Genomic DNA, 19,971 nt, shown 5'->3' on the forward strand with positions numbered 1-19,971 from the left:
GCCTCGCGCGATGGCTCAGGCGAGGGCCTTCTCCACGGCCGTCAGCACCTCGGCCGACTCCGGCTCGGTCTGCGGGGAGAACCGGGCGGCGATCCGGCCGTCCTTGCCGATCAGGAACTTCTCGAAGTTCCAGCGGATGTCCCCGGTGTGTCCCTCGCCGTCCGCGAAGCCCACCAGCCGGTCGTACAGCGTGTGCCGCGCCTCGCCGTTCACCTCGATCTTCTCGGTCATCGGGAAGGTCACGCCGTACGTCGCCGAGCAGAACTCCGCGATCTCCTCGGCGCTGCCGGGCTCCTGCCCGAGGAACTGGTTGCAGGGCACCCCGAGCACGGTGAAGCCCAGCGGCGCGTACCGCTCCTGGAGCCGCTCCAGGCCCGCGTACTGCGGCGTCAGCCCGCACTTGGAGGCCACGTTCACCACGAGCACGGCCTTGCCCGCGTACTGGGACAGCTGCGCGGAGCCGCCCTGCAGCGCGTCGATCTCCACGTCGAGGACGGATCCGGGGGTGTTGTCAGTAGTCGTCATGCTGCGGATGCTAACTCCGTCCGGTGACATCCCCGTCAGCCGCGCTGCGTTGTGACCAGCACCTCACCGGCGGCCGTCCGGGAGTACAGCACCGACCGGCCCGCGGGCCGCCGCTCCACCAGCCGCGCGTCCAGCAGCACCTTGAGATGCCGCCCGACCGAGCCGAGCCCCTGCCCGGTCACCGCGACCAGCTGGCTGGTGCTCATGGGCGAGTCGAGGAGCACGAGGACCCGGGCCCGGGCCGGACCGAGCAGCGCGGCGAGACTCGTCGGCACCACCGGGGGCGGTCCCCCGGCCAGCACGCCCGTGCACGGGTAGACGACGGCGTACCGGTCGGGGTCCTCCCAGGAGACCCAGCCGGTCTGCGGGGTGACGGGGACGAACACCAGCTGCGCGCCGGAGATCTCCCGGGGCGGGTACGCGTGGAGGTTGATCTGGAGCCGGTTCCCGCCGAGCCAGCGGGTCCGGCCCGGCCGCAGGGTGTCCACCGCGGCCGCCCAGCCGTCCCGGCCGAGCCGTGCCGTCCGGGCCACCACATCCGCCTCCAGGACGTGGCGCCGCCGGTCCCAGGAGGGCAGCACGGTCCTTGTCCATACGTAGGTCAGCAGCTCGGCGGCCCGTTCGGGCAGGTCGTCGCGGTTCAGGAGGGCCGGCAGCGGGCCGCGCAGGGACAGGGTGAGGTGGGCGCGGGCCTCGGCCGGCGGCACGGCGCGGACCCGGGCGACACCCTCCTCGAAGGTCTCGCCGTCCCTCGGGGCGGGGGTGAGGAAGTCCGCGATCCACTCCCTGCCGAGACCGCTGCGGACGAGCAGCGCGGTGACGGGATCGGCGGCCAGACGCCGGCGGTAGCCGGGCAGATGGGTCTCCAGCCAGGCACGTTCCCCGGGGTGCGTGGGCGTGCCCGCGTGCAGCACCTTGAGGCTCGCGAAGGCCTCCGCGAGCGGCGAGAGCACGAACCGACTGCGGGCGAGGGTGTCGGCGTTGACGTACCAGAGACCCATGATGGGTACGACCTTCCCCCCCGTTGTGCATGGTGCCTACCGGCCATGTTCGCGGTGACGGCCGACTGGGTTCGTGTGTCGGCCTGAGGTGACCTTTCGCGCGTACGCGAAAGATTAACGACGGCCCGCGGCACCCGCTCAGACTCCGGTCATGCGCAGCTACTCCGACCTCTTCCGCACCCGGGAGTTCATCCCGCTCTTCCTGACCTCCGCTCTTCAGACGGCCGCCTCCACGCTCGGCGGCCTGGCGCTCGGCACCCTCGTGTACCGGACCACCGACTCGCCCCTGCTCTCCGCGGTGAGCATGTTCGGGCCGCAACTGGCGCAGGTCGTGGGCGCCACGACACTGCTGTCGGCGGCGGACCGACTGCCGCCGCGCGCCACGATGACGGGCATCGCCTGCGTGTTCGCGGTGGGTACGGCGGCGATGGCGGCGCCCGGCCTGCCGCTGGGCGCGGTCTTCGCGCTGATCCTGCTGCTGGGGCTGGTGCAGTCCGTCGGCGGCGGGGTCCGCTGGGGCCTGCTCAACGACATCCTGTCCAAGGACGGCTATCTGCTGGGCCGTTCGACCTTCAACATGATGAGCGGCCTTCTGCAGATCGGCGGCTACGCGACGGGTGGCGTCCTGGTGACGGTCCTGTCCCCGCGTACGACCCTGCTGATCGCGTCCGCGCTGTACCTGGCGGCGGCCGTGGCCGCCGGGCTCGGTCTGACCGGCCGCGTCCCGCGCGCGTCCGGCCGTCCGTCGATCGCGCAGACCTGGCGCACCAACGCGCTGCTGTGGTCGTCCCCGCCGCGCCGGACGACCTACCTCCTGCTGTGGGTCCCGAACGGCCTGGTCGTCGGCTGCGAGTCGCTGTACGTCTCCTACGCACCCGACCGGGCGGGCGCGCTGTTCGCGTGCGCGGCGCTCGGCATGTTCGTCGGGGACGTCACCACGGGCCGCCTCCTTCCGCCCGCCCTGCGCCGCCGCCTGGGCATCCCGTTCCTGGTGCTTCTGGCGACGCCGTACCTGTTCTTCGGGCTGCGCCCCGCCGTGCCCGTGGCGGCCGTCTGTGCGGCGCTCGCCTCGGTGGGCTTCTCCGCGAGTCTCATCCAGCAGGAACGCCTGATGAGTCTGACCCCGCAGGAGCTGAGCGGTCACGCCCTCGGGCTGCACTCGGCGGGCATGCTGACGATGCAGGGCGTGAGCGCGGCCCTGGCGGGGTCGTTGGCCCAACTCACCGCGCCCGGTGTGGCGATGACGCTGATGGCTACGGCGTCGCTGCTGGCGACCTTGACCTTGACGGCGGGGGGAGGGGTGGCCGGTCGCCGATCGTCCGGCGGGGCGGCGGATCCGGCCGATACGGCGGATGCGGCCGATATGGCGGATGCGGCCGATGCGGCGGATACGGCGGATACGGCGGATACGGACGGGACGGTCGCCGGATCGGTTGCGCAGCCCGTCCGGGGGCCCGGCCGGGGCGTCCGGCAGGACTGAGACGGTCCTCACGGTCCCGGGCCGGGCAGGTCCGGGACCGCGACGGGTTCGGCCAAGGTCGGTCAGGTTCGGCCGGGTCAGGTTGAATTCGGTCAGGTTCGGCCGAGAACCGAGGCCGGGGTTCAGGCGCCGGTGCCGTGCGTCTCGTTCGTCGGGGCGGGGAAGGCTGTCGACAGGCGCGGATCGACGGGCTGAGGGCTTTCGCTCCCGGCCGGGTGTACGTGGGCCGTCAGCCGGCCGTCACCGGTCGGCGGTACGTCGAGGGTCGGCTGCCCGACCGCGGCCGACTGTGCGTCCACGGCTTCCTTGGCCCCGCTCGTGGAGCCGCCCTCGTTGCCGAACTGACGAGCCGCCCGGTCGAAGTACCGCAGCAGTTCCACCGGGAAGGGCATCACGAGGGTCGAGTTCTTCTCGGCCGCGACCTCCACGACCGTCTGGAGCAGTCGCAGCTGCATGGCCTCCGGAGTGTCGGACATGATCCGGGAGGCGTTGGCGAGCTGCTGGGCCGCCTGGAACTCGCCGTCCGCGGTGATGACGCGGGCGCGCCGCTCGCGCTCCGCCTCGGCCTGCCGGGACATGGACCGCTTCAGGGACTCCGGCAGCTGTACGTCCTTGATCTCGACGCGGTCGATGTGGATGCCCCAGGCGGCGGCCGGGCTGTCGATCATCAGGGCGAGCCCCTCGTGCAGCCGCTCGCGGTCGGTCAGCAGATCGTCCAGATCGCTCTTGCCGATGATGGACCGCAGCGAGGACTGGGCGACCTGGCCGACCGCGAAGACGTAGTCCTGGACCTCGATCGCGGCCCGCAGCGGGTCGGTCACCCGGAAGTAGACGACAGCGTCGACCTTGACGGAGACGTTGTCCTTGGTGATGCCCTCCTGTGTCGGTACCGGCATGGTCACCACCTGCACGTTCACTTTTCGCATCCGGTCGGCGAACGGGATCAGGAACGTGATGCCCGGCTGCCGGTGATGCGGCAGTGCCTTCCCCCAGCGGAACACGACTCCACGCTCGACCTGGTTGACCACGCGCATCCCGCTGCGCAGCACGAGCAGAGCCAGCACGGCCACCAGCACGACGGCGACGACGGTGCCTTCCATGGCACTTCACTTCCCTCACAGGGTGTGGATGAGTGACACTCAAGGTGACACCACGGACGGGATCACCGGATGCGGCCGTCGCGTCACGAGTTCGTCAAGAATCCGAACGGGCGCCCGCTACTCTTCGGGGGGTTCCTCCTCCGCGAGCCGCTCCGCGATGTCGTCCGCCCATTCCTGTGCCCACCGTCGGAGTTCGGCGAGCGCGTCCCCGCCGACCCCGTAGGCCGCGAACGCCATGTCGTCGACCCACTCCACACCCGTCAGCCGGGCCTGCAGGTCCGTCAGATCGAAGGTGTCGCGGGCGTGGCGGCGGCCGAGTTCCTCCAACTCCGCGCGGCTCCAGCGGTCCGAGGCGGCGTGCACGTCGATGAGGTCCCGGGCGAAGCCACGGTCGGCCAGGGCGCGCATCTTGGTCCCCACGGCGTCCTCCAGGGAGACGGTCAGACCCAGCTCCGTGGAGACCGGCGGACGCCACAGCACTTCCTTCAGGACGTTCAGTTCCGTCGGCGCTGTCCCCTCCGTCGGCTCTGTCGTCTCCGTCAGCTCCGTCTTCTCGCCCCCGGCGGGGCCGCCGACGAGCAGTCGGGCCGAGAGCGGGTCCGTCTCCAGGGAGCGGACGAGCCAGCCCCGTTCCGTCAAGCCGGTCCGGACGGCGGCGGCGATGTCCTCCATCCGCTCCGGGCTCTCCGTGGCGACGTCCAGGCCCCGGCTGGGCCGCTCCACCAGACCGTGCGCCCGCATCGCGTAGCCACCGGAGATGGCCAGCGGGTACGGGGCGCCCACGGCGAGGACGTCGGCGAGCAGGCACCGGTGCGGTTCGGGGAGGTTCACGGGAAGGTTCATGGGGTGGTCCGCAGGGACATGGACGGTCCGGTTCCGGTGATGCGCGACCCGGCCGGCAGCCGTGGGGAGCACCCGTCCCGGTACGGTGTGACGACGGGGAGCGGGGGCGGTGCGGGCATGCCCCGGATTATCGTCCAACGGCCCTGCTCCGGGCGGTGGACGTCGTCGCGGCGTGGCGCGTTTTGACATGTCCTGTCCGTACGCGGTTCGTCCTCGACGAGAGTTCACCCTATAGTTGCGCAAACCGGCAAGCGTCTCGTTATGCTTCCGGCGATTCGCCAGAGGCGCCCCGAGGCTCCGGCGATCGGTTCCCGGCACGGAAAGGCCCAACGGGCCTTCCTTATAAGGGAATGGTGCCGTACGGCATCACCACTCCTGCGGATCGGGCGGTCGTCACGGACGCGGGCGGGCCCTCCCTGCCGAGCCTACGGCGACGCACGGCGGCCGCGTCCACGGCCGTTCCCGCGCCGGACGCGGGCAGAGGGGAAGGACGGAACGTGCGGAACGCGGAGACGGCGGGTGCCGTGTCCAGGGACAGGACGCGGATCGGCCGGATCGGACCCTATCCGCTGCGGTGGCACCACGCGCTGCTCACCCTGTGGACGATGGTCTGGTTCTTCATCGCCGAACGCCACGGAGCCGTGTCCTGGCACTATCTGAAGAGCGGTGAGGAGCTGCTGTTCAGTCAGGTTCCCGGCGGCGGCCTCGCCCTGTACGCCAACCATCCCGAACTCCAGATAGGACCGGTCAGCTTCCTGGTCGCCGGGCTGTTCGCACCGCTCCCCGCGCCGGTGGGCGAGAACCTGGCCGAGGCGTTCATGTCGGGGCTGGGGCTGTACATGCTGGTCCTCATCGGCCGTGCGGCCGCCGAGTACAACCTGGGCACCGGGCTGAACCACCGACGGCTCCAGCAGCGGGTGCTGGTGGCCGGAGCCGCCTTCATCCCCATGTGGGTGGAGGTCTCGGTGCGGTTCGCACATCTCGACGACGTGCTGGCGCTGTTCTTCACCACCTTCGCGGTACGCGCGCTGGTGCGCGGCAACGCCACCGCCGTGGGTCTCTTCCTGGCGCTGGCCGTCGACTCCAAACCGTGGGCGGTGGGCTTTCTGCCGCTGCTGCTGGTGCTGCCCCGGCCCGCCTGGCTGCGCTCCGCCGCCTGGGTCGTCGGCCTGGTGGCCGCCGCCTGGCTGCCGTTCTACCTCACGCATATGGAGACCCTGGCCGCCGCCCGTTTCACCATCCCCAACCAGTCGGCGTCGTCGCTGCGCTGGTTCGGCGTGGACGACCCGGCCACCCCCTGGTGGGACCGGCCCGCGCAGATGGCCCTCGGTATGGGCCTGGGCGCACTGGCGGTGCTCCGGCGCCGCTGGGCGGCGGTGGTCCTGCTCGCCGCCGACGCGCGCATCGTGCTGGACCCGAGCGTGTACACGTACTACAACGCCTCGGTCCTGCTCGGCACGCTGATCTGGGACTCGATCGGACAGCGGCGGCTGGTGCCCTGGGTGAGCTGGATCGCGTTGATCTCGTTGTACGGCAGCGCGCTGCTGGTTCCCTCCGACTCCGCCCGGGGGCTGATCCGGCTGGCGTTCGCGGTCGGGTCGGCCGCCTACGTCCTGTGGTGGCCGCAACGCACACCCCGCAACAAGCGCCGCGGCCAGGACACGGAGGGCCCGCCGCCGCTCCCGGGGCCGGTGGCCGGTGAGCACCCCTCGTGGGCACCACCGGAGCCGCCGCCGTCGGCCGGGAACCATTGGTCCGCCGCCGTCGATCACGGGTCTGGTGTCGATCACGGGCCCGCCGCAAGCCATATGGCCGCCGCAAGCCATGGGGCCGCCGCGGACCCAGGGCACGGGTCCGCCGCGAGTCCGTCAAGAGCCGTCGCGGACGGTGTGATCAGGCCGTCGTCCCGTCTCCGTCGGGGACGAACCGCCCGCCTGCCTTCACGGCGAGCTCCGGGCCGAAGAGCGAGCCGGGTGTGTGGGCGCCCGGCCGGCCCTCCCCTCGGGCGAGACGGCTCGCGACCTCGGCCGCCACCGCCGCGGTGAACTCCCCGGACCGGCCCGCGCGCAGCCACCCCACCCGGATACTGCCGTCCGCGTACTGAACCCGGGCCCGCGCCCAGGAGACCTGCCCGCCCCGCTCGCCCGACGTCATCCGGGCACCGGCGAGCCACCGCTTGGCGGCGCGGCCGAGCACCGGACGCGCCAGCAGCACCGCCACCACAGGCAGGGCAGCCCGCACCGCTCGCCCGGCCGGGACCATGCTCGACGCGGCGACCACGAAAGGTGCCCCGCTGGCCCGCCGGGCCGCCTCCAGCTCACCGCTCGGACTGCCGACGGTGTGCACCGCCGACCCGTCGGGCAGGGCGAGGCGCTCGACGTCGACCCCGAGCCGGGCACGCACCAGCCGGCCGTGCTCATAGCGGCGTCCGCCGAACGCGAGGCTGTCGACGACGCTCGCCGCCAGGGCCGGGCCGACCGGCTCCGCCCCGGCCCCGGCCCTCGGCACCGCGTCGACCCTCACCCGCGTCGCCGGGGGCCGGTCCGCACACAGCCTCAGTACGACACTCTCGGTGGCAAGCACGCCGAACCCGGCGCCGGTCACCAGACACCGACCGGTCGCGACCGCCTCGTCATGCAGTCCCAGCAGCCCGGTGACGGCGGCCGGCTCGTTCGCGAGGTCGACGTAGTGTGTGCCGGGCGGGCATGCGCGGGCGACGGGCGCCGCCGTTTCGGTGAAGGGGCCGATCGTATGGACCACCACCGACGGCGCCTGACGGCCGATCTGCGTCACGATGGCATCGACCGACCCGGCCGCCACGGTCCGCACGTCATCGCCGAGCGTCTCGGCCAGCTGGCGCAGCCGCCCGGGATCGCGCCCCACCAGGACCGGCGGTATCCGATCGGCGGCCAGCCGCGCGGCGATCGCCCGACCGGTCCGGCCGGTGGCCCCGAGGACCCAGATCCGGTGCGCGTCCACTTCGCGATCCCCGTCCGACCTTCGGCGCCTCAACCGTTGACGCCTCAGCCCTCGACACCTCTAGCTCTCGGCGCCCTGGCTTTCGAGGCCCTGGCCTCAGCCGCTCAGTCGCTCTGTCGGGCGGAGGCCCCCTCGGCCGCCGCGGGCTCAGCGACGGAAGCCGTCTCCGAGGTGACGGGCTCCAGTTTCACGATGGGGAACCTGCGGGCCGTCTTCGTCTCGTAGTCCGTGCTGTCGGGCCAGTACGCCGACCAGATCCCGTAGAGACGCTCCCACTCGGGCGAGCCGGGCGTCACGACGGTCGGCGTCGCCCTCAGGATCCGGCTGCCCACCTCGATGGTCACCTCGGTCATGACGGCGACGTTGCCCACCCACGCCGGATCCTTCTCCGCGCCCCGTGCGGAGCCGCAGACCAGCAGATCGTCCCCGTCGGCCGCATACACCAGGGGGTTGATACGCGCCTGGCCGGTGCGGCGGCCGACCGTGTGCAGGAGCAGCAGATGCTTGCCCTCGAAGGGGCCCCCCACGACGCCGCCCTGTGCCCGGAACTGACTGATGACCCTCTTGTTGACCTCATTCACGTCGCCCATGTCCGCCTCGCTCCGCCGAAGACCTGACCGTCTCTTAGCTAACCAGTGCGACACACGACTGAGCCGAGCCGCGCCGGAGCCATGCGGAGGACATCGAGAACCGGGGCGCCGAACCGGTCCTCCCCACTGCGACGGCGAGCCCGGTGAGCCGTGGAGCGGCATCGCGGGGAGCCGGTGCGCCCGGGCCGGTCTCGGGGGAAACCCCGACCCACGTCTCAGGGGATCTTGAGGGATCGTCCCCGATGACCGCACGGGACAGTGAAGGCAGAGTCGAAGTCGCTCCGAGCCAACAGAAAATGACGTCTCATCACCATGGAGTTCGACTGTGCACACCACCCCGCGCCGAGCCCGCTGGACCACCGCGGCTGCCACCACCGCGCTGCTCGCCGCCTTCGCGGCGGGTACGGCCATCCCGGCGTCCGCCGCCGTCCCGATGACGGCGTCGCCCACGCCGACCAGCACGTCCACGTCTGCCGCCGAGCCCGTGCCCCTGCCTCCGCTGAGTCCGGCCGCTCTGCGGAAGGCCATCGCCGGGCTGCCCAACGGGGACGTCACCGGCGCGCTGGTCCGGGTGACGGGCAGCGCGGGCCGCTGGTCGGGTACCTCCGGCACGGCCGACCTCACCACCGGACGGCCGGTCCCGGCGGATGCCCGCTTCCGGATCGGCAGCATCTCCAAGGTCTTCACCGCCGCCGTCGTCCTGCAACTGGCCGCCGAACACCGACTCGATCTGAACGGCACCGTCCAGCGGTATCTGCCCGGGCTGCTGCCCGCCGACTACCCTCCGGTCACCGTGGGAGAGCTGCTCGACCACACCAGCGGGCTGCCCGGCGGGGGCGGAGCCGACTTCTGGGGCGACGGCACCAACCAGTGGTTCGTCGACCACCGGTTCGACAGCTGGACGCCCCGCCAGGTGGTGGAGGGCCTGGTCTCGGGCCAGTCGATGGACTTCGCGCCCGGTAGCGCGCAGGAGTACAACGGCCTCAACACCTTCATCGCCGGCCTGGTCGTCGAGCAGGTCAGCGGCCGGTCCTTCGCCCAGGAGGTGCACGACCGCATCATCCGGCCGCTTGGTCTGCACGCCACCTCCGTCCCCGCGGTGGACGACCCCCGGCTGCCCGGTCCGCACTCCCACGGCTATCTGACGGTCACCGATGCGAGCGGCACCACGCGGTCGGCCGACGTGACCGAGCAGGCCGCCTGGCCCTGGGCCGAGGGCGGGATGATCTCCAGCGCCGCCGATCTGGACCGCTTCTTCACCGCACTGTTCCGTGGCCGGCTCCTGCCGCCCGCTCAGCAGCGGTTGCTGTTCACCGTTCCGGACGTGCCCAATCACCACAACAAGAACTGCGAACTGGGCCCCACCGCCGGGCACGCCTGCTTCAGCATGGGGCTGATGCGCTACGTCTCCGAGGACGGCACTGAGATCTGGGGCAAGACCGGCTCGCGCCCCGGCTACACCAGCGGTGTGTTCGCCACCCGTGATCTCGCCCGCCGCGTGGTCTACTCGATCAACCCCACGGGCCTGGAGGGTGCCGAGGCCCCGTACGTCCAAGGCATCGTCACAACCACCTTCGCCCCCGGCACCCAGGGCTGAACAGGGCTCGCGCACGGACCGTAGGGTCGCCGCCCCCGCCCCCGCCCCCGCCCCCGCCGCCCTGTGAGGGCGGCGGATGCAGCGAACCCCGGACCGGCCCGGGTCAGGCCGCCGCCGGGCAGGGGTGGAAGCGGGCCAGGTAGGCGAGGGTGGAGCCTCGGCGGGCGGCCAGATGGAGGCCGGACGCGTCGGCGAGGCGGTGCAGGGTGCCGAACGGGATCCAATGACGGTCGAAGAACTCGCCGACGACCAGCCGCCCGCCGGGCGCCAGCACCCGGACCGCCTCGGTCAGCACCCGCTCCGGCTCCGGTATCTCGCCCAGCGCCGTCACCAGATACATGGCGTCGAACGTGCCGTCGGAAAAGGGGAGTTCCCGAGCGTCGGACAGGGTCGGTGTGATGTTGGCGAGTCCCCGCCGCTCCGCGCGGCGCATCACGTGGTCGAGCATCTCCGGCTGGATGTCCAGGACGTCCAGCCGTCCGTCCGGACCGAGCTGCGGGGCGATGTGCAGCGACTGGAGGCCGGTGCCGGGACCGACCTCCAATACCCGCTCGCCCGGCTCGGGCCGGAGCACGGTGTCCAGGCCGGCCGGGGTCAGGCAGGGCAACTGGAGGTCGAGCAGCCTGCGTTGGGCGTACGGATACGGGGCCTTGTCGCCGAACCACCAGGCGCCGGCGGCGACGGCACCGGCGGCACCGGCGGCGAGTGCCCAGCGCAGGCCGGGCCCGGTCAGGACGGTGTGGGTCATGGGGCTTCTCCGATGGCATCGAGATGACGGGCGATGACGGGCGCGGAAGGGGAGGGACGAGGAGGCGAGGGAAGAGGGATACGCGGCGGGGGGAGAGAGAGGGGGGCGGCGGTGGAGGCTGCCGGTCAGGCCGTAGGGCGGGCGCGGCCCCTCACCGCGAGCGCGACGCACACCACCGCCAGCGGCAGCTCCGCGCCGAGCGCCATCACCACCGCCGACACCTGATCCCCGCCCGGTGCCGCCGTCAGCGTGTCGAACCAGGCGTCGACCACCAGCAGCGTCGCGGTGGCCGTGGCCGTGAGGGCGTGCCCGTGGTGGCCTCGTACGGCCAGCAGCCCCGTGGCGATCAGGCCCAGCGCCTCCAGGCTGTCCAGGCCTATCCAGACGGTGCGCCAGTTCGCGGCGGTGGCGGTGCCGGGCAGTCCGTGGGCCAGCACGACCAGCCAGGGCAGCAGGGCCAGTCCGCAGACGACCAGCAGGTGTTCCGGTCGATACCGGCGGCGCATCCGCCACCCGGCCGGCCCGCGCTCCGCACCCGTCTTCGCAAAGACACTCAGCGCACTCATCGGTTCGGTCTCCTCGTGTTCCCGGCTCTCCTTCACGACCTCCAGCCTCCGCCGCCCGACGGTCACAGTCAGTAACGCTGGTATCCGTTCGGGGGTGGTACCAGCTACACCCCCACGACGGGTCCTTGCTCCATGGACCGCCCCTGACCGCGGCATCTACCGTTTTCGCATGACCCAAACCGCCCGCCTGCGGCGTGTGATTCAGCGACCGTTCCACGAAGCCGGACGACCGGTCGCGTTCCTCGCCACGGGTGTCCTGATCCAGCTCGGCGTCCTGTTCGTCATCGCTCTGCCGTGGACCCTCTTCGTCCCGGTCTCGGTGGGCGCGATCCTTCTCGCGGTCCTCGTCCCGTTCGCCGCGGTCGTGCTCGCCGGGCCGCTGCTGACCGAGGCGCAGCTCGGCCGCTTCCGCGCCCGGCTGGGGGTGCGCATCCCCTCGCCGTACGAGGGGCGGCGACCCCCGCTGTCCGACTGGCTGCGGTCCCCGGCGGGACGGCGGCAGCTCAGGTACCACCTGCTGGCCGGGCCGCTCCTGTCCCTCGGGTCGGCCCTCGTGCTCCTTGCATGGGCCGCGGCCGTCACGGCCGCCTCGGTCTATGTGTGGCTCTGGCTCGTGCCGCTGGACTGGCGTGCCGACCACCCCGGTTACTCGGTCTGGGCGGCGTATGTCACCGCGGCCGGCATCGCCCTGCTCTACGCGGCGGTGTGGCTGTCCGGGGCCCTGTCCCGGCTCGACACCCGTACCGCGGCCGTCCTGCTCGGGCCCAGCCGTGAGGAGTTGTTGGCGCGTCGGGTCGAGGCCCTGACCGAGAGCCGGGCGGGCCTGGTGGACGCCGCCGACGCCGAACGGCGCCGGATCGAACGGGACCTGCACGACGGCGCCCAGCAGCGGCTGGTCTCCCTGGCGGTCAACCTCGGGGTCGCCAAGGCCACGCTCTCGGACCTCCCCGAGGACGCCCGCCGCGTGATCGACGCGGCGCACCAGGAGGCGAAGGAGGCGATAGAGGAGCTGAACAACCTGGTGCGCGGACTGCACCCGGCCGTTCTGGAGGACCGCGGCCTCGACGCCGCGCTCTCCGGCCTCGCGGCCCGGGCGCCCCTGCCGGTACGGGTGACGGTGGCTCTGCCGTCACGGCCGTCGCCGACGATCGAGGCCGTCGCCTACTTCGTCGTCTCCGAAGCGCTGACGAATGTGGTGAAGCACGCGGAGGCGTCGAGAGCCGAGGTCACGGTGGAGCGCTTCGGTCAGACCCTGCTGGTCGTCGTCAGCGACGACGGGGCGGGCGGCGCCGAACTCGGCGGCGGTACGGGGTTGACGGGGCTGGCCAAGCGGGTCGCCTCGGTCGATGGCACGCTGTCGGTCGACAGCCCCGTCGGGGGGCCGACCGTCATGACTGTGGAGTTGCCGTGCGTGCCGTGATCGCCGAGGACTCTGTCCTGCTTCGGATCGGCGTGGTCAAGGTCCTGGAGATGGCGGGGTTCGAGGTGGTCGCCGAAGTGGACGACGGCGAGGCGCTGTTGGCGGTGGTGGAGGAGCACCGCCCGGACATCGCGGTGGCGGACGTCCGTATGCCTCCCGGTTTCACGGACGAGGGAGTGCGGGCCTCGCTCGTCATCAAGCGGCAGTGGCCGGGGACGGCGGTGCTGCTGCTCTCGCAGTATGTGGAGGAGCGGTACGCGGCCGATCTGCTGTCCGCCCACACATCGGGGCTCGGCTATCTGCTCAAGCAACGGGTCGCGGATGTCGAGGAGTTCGCCGACGCGGTGCGACGGGTGGCCGCGGGCGGCACCGTGCTGGACCCACAGGTGGTCTCCCAGCTGCTGGTGCGCCGCCACAGCGACCCGCTGGACCGGCTCACCCCGCGGGAGCGCGAGGTCCTGGAGCTGATGGCGGGCGGCCGCTCCAACGCCGGGATAGCCGAGCAGCTCGTGGTCAGTGAGAGCGCGGTGGCCAAACACATCAACAGCATCTTCACCAAGCTCGACCTGCCGAAGGCGGACGCGGACCACCGCCGGGTGCTCGCCGTGCTGCGCTTCCTCGGGGTGGCCTGAGGCGGGCGGTGCGCAGATGGCCCGCTGACACGCGGGCGTACCGTCGGCGTGGGCTGAGCGCCGGTACGTCAGTCCGGCGTGGGATGTTGTCCTTGGGCGTCGCGCCGCGCGGCCTTCTTCAGCTCCGTGCGGAGTTCCCGGCGGTGCCGCCACCACTCGGTCACCGAGCCCGTCTCGCCGCGCAGATGGGGCGGTACCAAGAACTTCGGCCGGTTGAACCACGCGATCGTGCCGTGCAGCGCCAGCAACAGGATCGAGCCGAGGACGAAGAAGAAGCCGACCGCCCCGACATCGGAGCCCGGGGCGACACCGGCCGTCGCCATGCCGATCGTGAGGCACGTCAGCCAGCCCGCGAGGGCGACGATGCCGCGTTCATGTCCCCTGATGACCGACGGGTTCGCCGAGTAGCGGTCCGTCCCCCTGTGGGGCGCCCGGTCCGAGCCGGTCCAGTGAAGCCATGCCGTCCGCACGGAGAACACGCTCAACGCGGCTATGACGACAAGGACGAAGACCCCGAAACCGGCGTCTGCCACAACCCCTCCCCGGCGCAGGCACTGACGAGACGCCTCCAGTATCCGCGCGATCCCCCGAAGGCGGCCCGGCAGGGGTCGGGCGCGTACTCGGTCCGGCGCCTGTCCGCTCCCCCGTGGGGCAGGCGCCGGACCGACTCAGCCCCGGGCGGCGGGTGTCCGTGCGGTCCGGGGCCGGGACGCCTCCTCGATGGCGCTGAGCAGCCGGTGCCGGTCCAGGGCGTGGTCGAAGCCCGGGACGGTGTCGGTGCCGGTGCGGAGGTCGGCGGCGAGCGCGGCGTAGAGCTGGGCCACGTTGTGCGCCGGTCCCGTCAGCTCACGGGGGACCGCGGCGAAGTAGCGGTCCGGGATCCGGATGGGCGCGACGGTGCCGTCGGCCCCGCGGCCGCCCTCCAGGCGCAGGTCGGCCACCTGAAGGTTGCCGTTGATGCCCGGGGCGGTCAGCACCAGGTCGCCGTCGGTGCCGTTGATCTCCCAGCGCAGATTGTCGCCGCGGGAGTAGGCGCCCCGGTAGAAGACGGAGGCGGCGGCGCCGTGCAGGGTGCCGGTCACGGACACCTGGTCGGGCGCGGTCACCGGGAGGGTTACCCCCTCGTCGGTGATCCGGACCTCCGTGCGGCCCCTGACCAGGCCGGCGGAGACCTCGTCGAAGTCGCCGAGCACGAAGTTCAGCGCGTCCAGGGCGTGCATGGCGGGGACCGCGAGGGTCGACGCGCCGGCGGTCCGGTCGAAGATGTAGGCATGGGCTCGGTCGGTCTCGCCGACCCAGGCGACTCCCGAGCCCACCAGGGTGGTGCCGAGCACCTTGCCCACATAGCCGTCCGCGACCAGGTCGCGGGCGTGGCGCACCGCCGGGGCGAAGCGCGCCTGCAGACCGATCACCGTACGGACCCGCGCGGCGCGGGCGCGCTCCGCCAGATCGGCGGCCTGTTCGAGGCCGACACCGAGCGGCCACTCGCTGTAGACGGCCTTGCCCGCCCGGAGGGCGTCGGAGACCAGCCGGTGGTGGTGGGTGACCTTCACCGCCACGACCACCAGGTCCACATCCGGGTGGGCGATCAGGGCCTCGTGGTCGTCGAAGCTCGCCGGGACGCCGAACTCCCGGGCGGCCGCATCCGCGGACTCGCGCCGGGTCGTGCTGATCGCACGCAGTTCGTAGTCGGGCAGCGCGCCCAGGGCTGGTACGTGGCCCAGCGCCGCCCAGCCGCCGAGGCCGGCACCGATGATGCCGACGCCGATCGTTCCCATGTGCTTCTCCTCCTGCACTGTCACAGTCCGGCTCGGGCCTGCGGTCACCGCCGTGCGGCTCATACAGTGGTGGGACGCGTGTGATGCGCCCCCGGTCCTGCCGACTGCTCACGATCGAGCCTCGTTCCGGGAGCGGATCCGGACAAGAGAGCACTTCGAAGTGCCCAGGTATCGCGGAGGGAACCGTGGCCGCGACAAGCGCAGAAGAACTCCGCACGGAAGCGGGACCCGGGTCCCCGGACTGCCGGGAGGAGGCCCGTCCGCTGATCCGCAGCGTGCTGGAGCGGATCGGCGACAAGTGGAGCGTGGTCGTCGTCTGCCAGCTGGGCGAGTCGACGTACCGGTTCAACGAACTACGGCGGCTCACCAAACCGATCACGCAGCGCATGCTCAGTGTCACGCTGCGCGGTCTGGAGCGGGACGGGCTGGTCAGCCGCACCGTGCACCCCACCGTTCCGCCACAGGTCGACTACGTGCTCACCGAACGCGGCCGCTCGCTGCTGCGGGTCGTCCGCGACCTGGCCGGCTGGGCCGACGCCCACGCGGAGGAGATCAGCGAGTCCCGCACGGAGTACGACGCTCGGGAGGAAGGTTCCTGAAGGAAGGGGCCGGGTGCTACGGCTTTTCCCCGGCTCTGCGTACGGGAACCGCTCACTTGCCGACCGGGCCGATGAACGTCCCGGGGTGGGTCGCGCCGTCCTGCTTCACGAGGGCGCCGAACCGCCAGGGCAGGTCGTAGGAACTGCGCTCGTTCGGCGCGGTGATGACCACCGTGGTCGGCCTGAACGCGGTGGAGTCGGCGCTCCGCGACACCAGATAGGTGAGGGTGAAGTGGGCGGACGCGCCGTAGGCCAGGGTGACCGTGCGCGGTGTGGTGTTGTCGCGCTGCAGTGACCACTGCTGGCCGCTGTTGACCAGGTCGACGCCCGGGAAGCCGTGCAGGGAACAGGCGTGCCCGCCCTTGTTGGTGAGCGCCACGACGGCCTGCATCTGGTCGCCGCCGCCGGAGGGGGCTGCCTTGGTGCCCGCCCAGGAGTAGCCGAGCCGGTCGGCCTGGCAGGCGGGCGCCGAGCCGCCGGCCGGCGCGTCGGCACCGGTGGCCCCGCCCCTGCTCCTCGTGGTACCGGCCGAGCCGCCGTCCGTCGAGCCGGTGGAGGCCTTCGCCGGCGCGCGGCCGGCGTCGCCGCTCGCGGTGGAGCCGGTGCCGGTGGAGTCGGTGCCGGCGGAGTCACCGGATGCGCTGCCGGCGGAGTCACCGGGTGCGGGGGCGGCGTTGCCGGAGGCGGCCTTCGGCGAGCTGCCGTCGCCGTTGCAGGCGGTGAGCAGGGCCAGCAGGGCGGCGGCGCCCGTCAGGGCCACGGCGCTCTTGCGAAGGCGAAGGTTCGTGCGTCGGCTGGTGCGAAGGTTCGACATGGGGTCCCCCAGTGGATGTGTGTTCCGGTCTTCTGCCCGGCTCCGGATTTCCGCCGGACACTCCATCTGATGGGGCCCTGCGAGGGGAAGTTCGGGGATGGCTGTCACGGCCCCGTCGCGGGTACGTCACGTCTGTCACGAGGAATGTCACGGGGCCGTGACACTCGGACTGCTGTCGGCCGAGGCGGTCACCGAGGCGCGCACAGTGATCGGCATCGATCACCACCGAACCGTGATCGACGCGGCCCGCTCACACACCGCCGATCAGCCCGTGCCGGACGTCCGGCCGGGCGGCGTTCACGACCTGGCGCCGACCGGATCCCCGGTCTGGAGCGCATCGCCCGGCGCACCCGCGCCGCCCGGCCACTTCACTCAGGGGGCAGCAGTTGCTCCGTCCAGACGGTCTTGCCGGCGTGGGTGTAGCGGGTGCCCCACCGCTCCGTGAGCTGCGCGACCAGGAAGAGCCCGCGTCCGCCCTCGTCCGTGCTGAGGGCCCGCCGGAGGTGAGGGGACGTATGACTGCTGTCGGACACCTCGCAGATCAGGCACTGCGTGCGGATGAGGCGCAGGGTGACGGGGCCGGCCGCGTACCGGTAGGTGTTGGTGACGAGCTCGCTGGCCACCAGCTCGGTGGTGAACGCCAGCTCCGTCAGCCCCCATTCGTCCAGTTTCGCCGCGGTCAGTTCCCTGGCGCGGGCCGCGGAGGTCGCTTCCAGGGGCAGTTGCCATGAGGCGACGTTCTGCGGCGGCAGCACCTGGGTGCGGGCGATGAGCAGCGCGACGTCGTCGGAGGGGAGATGGTCCGTCGGCAGCAGCGCTCCGACCACGGCGTGGCAGGTGCGGTCCAGCGGGTCCGCGGGGTGGGACAGATGGTCGCACAGGCGCTCCAGCGCCGCGTCGATGTCGCCGTTGCGTGCCTCCAGGAGGCCGTCGGTGTAGAGCGTGAGCAGGCTGCCCTCGGGGACGTCGATGTCGTACGTCTCGAACGGCAGTCCCCCCAGGCCGAGCGGCGGACCTGAGGGCAGGTCGAGCACGGTCACCTGGCCGTCCGGGGTGGAGAGCACCGGTGCCGGGTGGCCGGCACGCGCCAGGGAGCAGTTCCGGGAGACCGGGTCGTAGACCGCGTAGAGGCAGGTGGCCCCGAGCACCTGATCCTCCGCCGACCGGTTGCCGTCAGCGTCCGCCTCCCGCTCGGCGGCCAGCAGGCTGACCAGATCGTCCAGCCGGGCCACCACCTCGTCGGGTTCCAGATCGAGGCTGGCCAGGGTCCGTACAGCGGCGCGCAGGCGGCCCATCGAGGCCGCGGCGTGGATTCCGTGGCCGACCACGTCCCCTACGACGAGGGCGACCCGGGCCCCTGACAAGGGGATCACGTCGAACCAGTCGCCGCCGATGCCCGGTTCACTGCTCGCCGGAAGGTATCGGCAGGACACTTTGACGGCCGGCAGGTCGGACGGCGCACTCGGCAGCAGACTGCGCTGCAGGGTGAGAGCGGCGCTCTGCTGCTGGGTGAAGCGGCGGGCGTTGTCGATGCAGACGGCCGCACGCGCGGCGAACTCCTGGGCCACCGCGGCATCGTCGTCCTCGAAGGGCTCCGAATGGCGCGATCGCCACAGGCTCACTATGCCCAGGATCAGGCCGCGCGCCATCAGAGGCACCACGATCAGCGAATGAACGCCGAGACCGGAGGCGACCTCGATCCGCCGCCGGTCCATGGCGTACCACTCGGGGCGGAGGGACAGCAGCCGCTCGAGAATCGGGCGGCGCTCGGCCAGGCACCGCGCCTGCGAAGACTCCGGAAGCAGCAGGACCGCCTCGCCCTCCTGGAACGGGATCCGGCGTTCCGGAGGCTGGAGGGCCACCCGGAGCAGCGGCTCCGCCACACCGGGGGAGGGTTCGGCACCGAGTGTCACCGGCTTCAGAAGGTCCACCGAGCAGTAGTCGGCCAGGCCGTGAACCGCCACCTCGGCCAGTTCCCGGGCGGTCTGCGTCACGTCCAGTGAGGTTCCGATCCGGGCGCTCGCCTCGTTCAGCAGGGTGAGCCTGCGCTGGGCCCGGTGGCGGTCGGTCACGTCCTCGATCGTCTCGGCCACCCCGAGAACCCGGCCCGAGGGGTCTTCCATCCGGAACGCCGAGACGGACACAAACCGTTCCCGAGCTGGATCGTGGCGTGTCCGGGCGGACTGCTCCGTGAAGATCAACGGCTCGCCGGTCTCCAAGACGTGCCGTACGCGCTCCTCGGCCGGACCCGCGTCCTCGTCGACCAGGAATTCGCGGGGGCGACGGCCCGCCGCCAGATCAGCCGGGACGCCGCTGGTCTTTTCGACCGCACGGTTGATCCGGATGACCGTCCGCTCCGGGCTGTGGACGACCAGGCCGATGGGGGACCGGTGGTAGAGGCCGTCCAGTAGTGCACGGTCCCGCTGCCAGGCAATGACCTCGGTGGCAGGGGCGCCGACCAGAAGCCACTCCCGACTGTCCTCTTCCCGGATGACGGCACGGGCCCGGAAGCCCATCTCCACACGCTGTCCGTCGCGATGCAGGATGGGCAGGATCCCGAACCAGCCGCCCTTGCTCCTGGCGTCCGCGGCGGCGGCCCGCGCGACTCCCAGGTCACGGGCGTCGATCAGGAAGCCCTGCCACGCCCGTCCGATCACTTCCTTGGCCGGATAGCCCAGCAGCTCCTGCGCACGTGCGCTCCAGCCGACCACGATGCCCTGATCGTCGAGCACGGCCGAGGCGCCGTGTCCCAGCGCGAACGGATCCTCCGGGCTCTCGCTGAACAGCATCGGGGGAGTCCCCACAGCCACCACCTTGCCTCCCTGACTCCGATGCTCCTCCCCCCGGTCTCTCTCCGCGACTCTCCGGTTCCGCTCGGCCCGGGGCTCGGCAGGGGCGGCAGTACGACGCTCGGCGCGGTCGGGGAAGACAACGGCGCGCGTGGCGCGACCACGGCCCGGAACCGCTTCGTCACATGCTGCCGCACACGACCGTGCTCGGAACGGGCGTCGCGGATGCCTGGCCGGGCAGGAGATCCACGCCCGCCGGACGAACCCCGGGAAGAGGGCGGCCACTTGCCGGCCCGCGCTCGCCGATCAGAGGAGCCGGAGCTCAGGGCCGTACGGGCATAGCCGTACGGGCAATGCGTCTACGGTCGCGGGAGCGGTCCCCCAATCTTCGCGCACGCACACGCGCGCGCGTGACGCCGACACGCCTGGCGCCGGTTCCTGACTCAACGTAGACCATCACAAAAGGTGTCTTTGATTGGAATTGCAACTCAACGGGACATTCCGGCTGTA

At 72.0% G+C, this 19,971-nt stretch carries 17 protein-coding genes and 1 pseudogene; 6 read left to right on the forward strand and 12 right to left on the reverse strand.

Annotated features, from left to right (window positions below; genetic code table 11):
* Positions 1–15: 15 nt before the first annotated feature.
* The gene (locus tag AB0L95_RS05095) at positions 16–525 is read right to left on the reverse strand and encodes a glutathione peroxidase (RefSeq protein ID WP_365157096.1); all 510 of its coding nucleotides are present in this window, start codon (positions 523–525) and stop codon (positions 16–18) included.
* 35 nt (positions 526–560) lie between these two features.
* The gene (locus AB0L95_RS05100) at positions 561–1,526 is read right to left on the reverse strand and encodes a winged helix-turn-helix domain-containing protein (RefSeq protein WP_365157099.1); all 966 of its coding nucleotides are present in this window, start codon (positions 1,524–1,526) and stop codon (positions 561–563) included.
* Between the two features lie 151 nt (positions 1,527–1,677).
* Between AB0L95_RS05100 and AB0L95_RS05105 the strand changes: the two genes are divergently transcribed.
* Entirely contained in the window at positions 1,678–3,006 is a 1,329-nt protein-coding gene (locus AB0L95_RS05105; RefSeq protein ID WP_365157102.1) for an MFS transporter, read from the forward strand.
* Between the two features lie 122 nt (positions 3,007–3,128).
* Here AB0L95_RS05105 and AB0L95_RS05110 read toward each other — a convergent pair whose 3' ends face one another.
* Positions 3,129–4,106, reverse strand: a complete 978-nt coding sequence (locus AB0L95_RS05110) for a slipin family protein (protein ID WP_365157105.1) — start codon at positions 4,104–4,106, stop codon at positions 3,129–3,131.
* A 117-nt stretch (positions 4,107–4,223) separates the two neighbouring features.
* Complete coding sequence (locus AB0L95_RS05115) at positions 4,224–4,937, reverse strand: nucleotidyl transferase AbiEii/AbiGii toxin family protein (RefSeq protein ID WP_365157754.1); 714 nt, start codon at positions 4,935–4,937, stop codon at positions 4,224–4,226.
* Between the two features lie 617 nt (positions 4,938–5,554).
* On the opposite strand from AB0L95_RS05115, the pseudogene AB0L95_RS05120 reads away from it, so the two are divergent.
* A pseudogene (locus tag AB0L95_RS05120) lies at positions 5,555–6,601 on the forward strand (hypothetical protein); the annotation flags it as partial.
* Positions 6,602–6,842: 241 nt separating this feature from the next.
* Here AB0L95_RS05120 and AB0L95_RS05125 read toward each other — a convergent pair.
* Positions 6,843–7,928: a saccharopine dehydrogenase NADP-binding domain-containing protein gene (locus AB0L95_RS05125; protein WP_365157108.1), complete on the reverse strand. Its 1,086-nt coding sequence runs from the start codon at positions 7,926–7,928 to the stop codon at positions 6,843–6,845.
* 104 nt (positions 7,929–8,032) lie between these two features.
* A complete protein-coding gene (locus AB0L95_RS05130; RefSeq protein ID WP_365157111.1) occupies positions 8,033–8,518 on the reverse strand; it encodes a nitroreductase/quinone reductase family protein in 486 nt (161 codons plus the stop codon).
* A 325-nt stretch (positions 8,519–8,843) separates the two neighbouring features.
* On the opposite strand from AB0L95_RS05130, the gene AB0L95_RS05135 reads away from it, so the two are divergent.
* On the forward strand, positions 8,844–10,115 hold the full coding sequence (locus AB0L95_RS05135; protein WP_365157114.1) for a serine hydrolase domain-containing protein: 1,272 nt from the start codon (positions 8,844–8,846) through the stop codon (positions 10,113–10,115).
* A 103-nt stretch (positions 10,116–10,218) separates the two neighbouring features.
* On the opposite strand, the gene AB0L95_RS05140 is transcribed toward AB0L95_RS05135, so the two are convergent.
* Both AB0L95_RS05140 and AB0L95_RS05145 read right to left on the reverse strand, forming a co-directional pair.
* Positions 10,219–10,863, reverse strand: a complete 645-nt coding sequence (locus AB0L95_RS05140; protein WP_365157117.1) for a methyltransferase domain-containing protein — start codon at positions 10,861–10,863, stop codon at positions 10,219–10,221.
* A gap of 125 nt (positions 10,864–10,988) precedes the next feature.
* Entirely contained in the window at positions 10,989–11,429 is a 441-nt protein-coding gene (locus AB0L95_RS05145; RefSeq protein ID WP_365157120.1) for a hypothetical protein, read from the reverse strand.
* Positions 11,430–11,598: 169 nt separating this feature from the next.
* On the opposite strand from AB0L95_RS05145, the gene AB0L95_RS05150 reads away from it, so the two are divergent.
* Complete coding sequence (locus tag AB0L95_RS05150) at positions 11,599–12,849, forward strand: histidine kinase (RefSeq protein ID WP_365157122.1); 1,251 nt, start codon at positions 11,599–11,601, stop codon at positions 12,847–12,849.
* Positions 12,837–13,481, forward strand: a complete 645-nt coding sequence (locus AB0L95_RS05155; protein ID WP_365157125.1) for a response regulator transcription factor — start codon at positions 12,837–12,839, stop codon at positions 13,479–13,481. The genes AB0L95_RS05150 and AB0L95_RS05155 overlap by 13 nt, the downstream gene beginning before the upstream one ends.
* A gap of 68 nt (positions 13,482–13,549) precedes the next feature.
* Here AB0L95_RS05155 and AB0L95_RS05160 read toward each other — a convergent pair whose 3' ends face one another.
* The gene (locus tag AB0L95_RS05160; protein WP_365157128.1) at positions 13,550–14,014 is read right to left on the reverse strand and encodes a hypothetical protein; all 465 of its coding nucleotides are present in this window, start codon (positions 14,012–14,014) and stop codon (positions 13,550–13,552) included.
* Between the two features lie 135 nt (positions 14,015–14,149).
* The gene (locus AB0L95_RS05165; RefSeq protein WP_365157131.1) at positions 14,150–15,259 is read right to left on the reverse strand and encodes a Gfo/Idh/MocA family oxidoreductase; all 1,110 of its coding nucleotides are present in this window, start codon (positions 15,257–15,259) and stop codon (positions 14,150–14,152) included.
* A 185-nt stretch (positions 15,260–15,444) separates the two neighbouring features.
* Between AB0L95_RS05165 and AB0L95_RS05170 the strand changes: the two genes are divergently transcribed.
* Entirely contained in the window at positions 15,445–15,858 is a 414-nt protein-coding gene (locus AB0L95_RS05170) for a helix-turn-helix domain-containing protein (protein WP_365157134.1), read from the forward strand.
* Positions 15,859–15,910: 52 nt separating this feature from the next.
* Here AB0L95_RS05170 and AB0L95_RS05175 read toward each other — a convergent pair whose 3' ends face one another.
* Together AB0L95_RS05175 and AB0L95_RS05180 are read right to left on the reverse strand one after the other, a co-directional pair.
* Positions 15,911–16,672 (reverse strand): DUF4232 domain-containing protein, encoded by a 762-nt coding sequence (locus AB0L95_RS05175; protein WP_365157137.1) that lies wholly within the window; start codon positions 16,670–16,672, stop codon positions 15,911–15,913.
* 368 nt (positions 16,673–17,040) lie between these two features.
* Entirely contained in the window at positions 17,041–19,461 is a 2,421-nt protein-coding gene (locus AB0L95_RS05180) for a SpoIIE family protein phosphatase (protein ID WP_365157757.1), read from the reverse strand.
* Between the last annotated feature and the right edge of the window lie 510 nt (positions 19,462–19,971).

Source organism: Streptomyces sp. NPDC052036, from assembly GCF_040680495.1.
Lineage (GTDB): Bacteria > Actinomycetota > Actinomycetes > Streptomycetales > Streptomycetaceae > Streptomyces.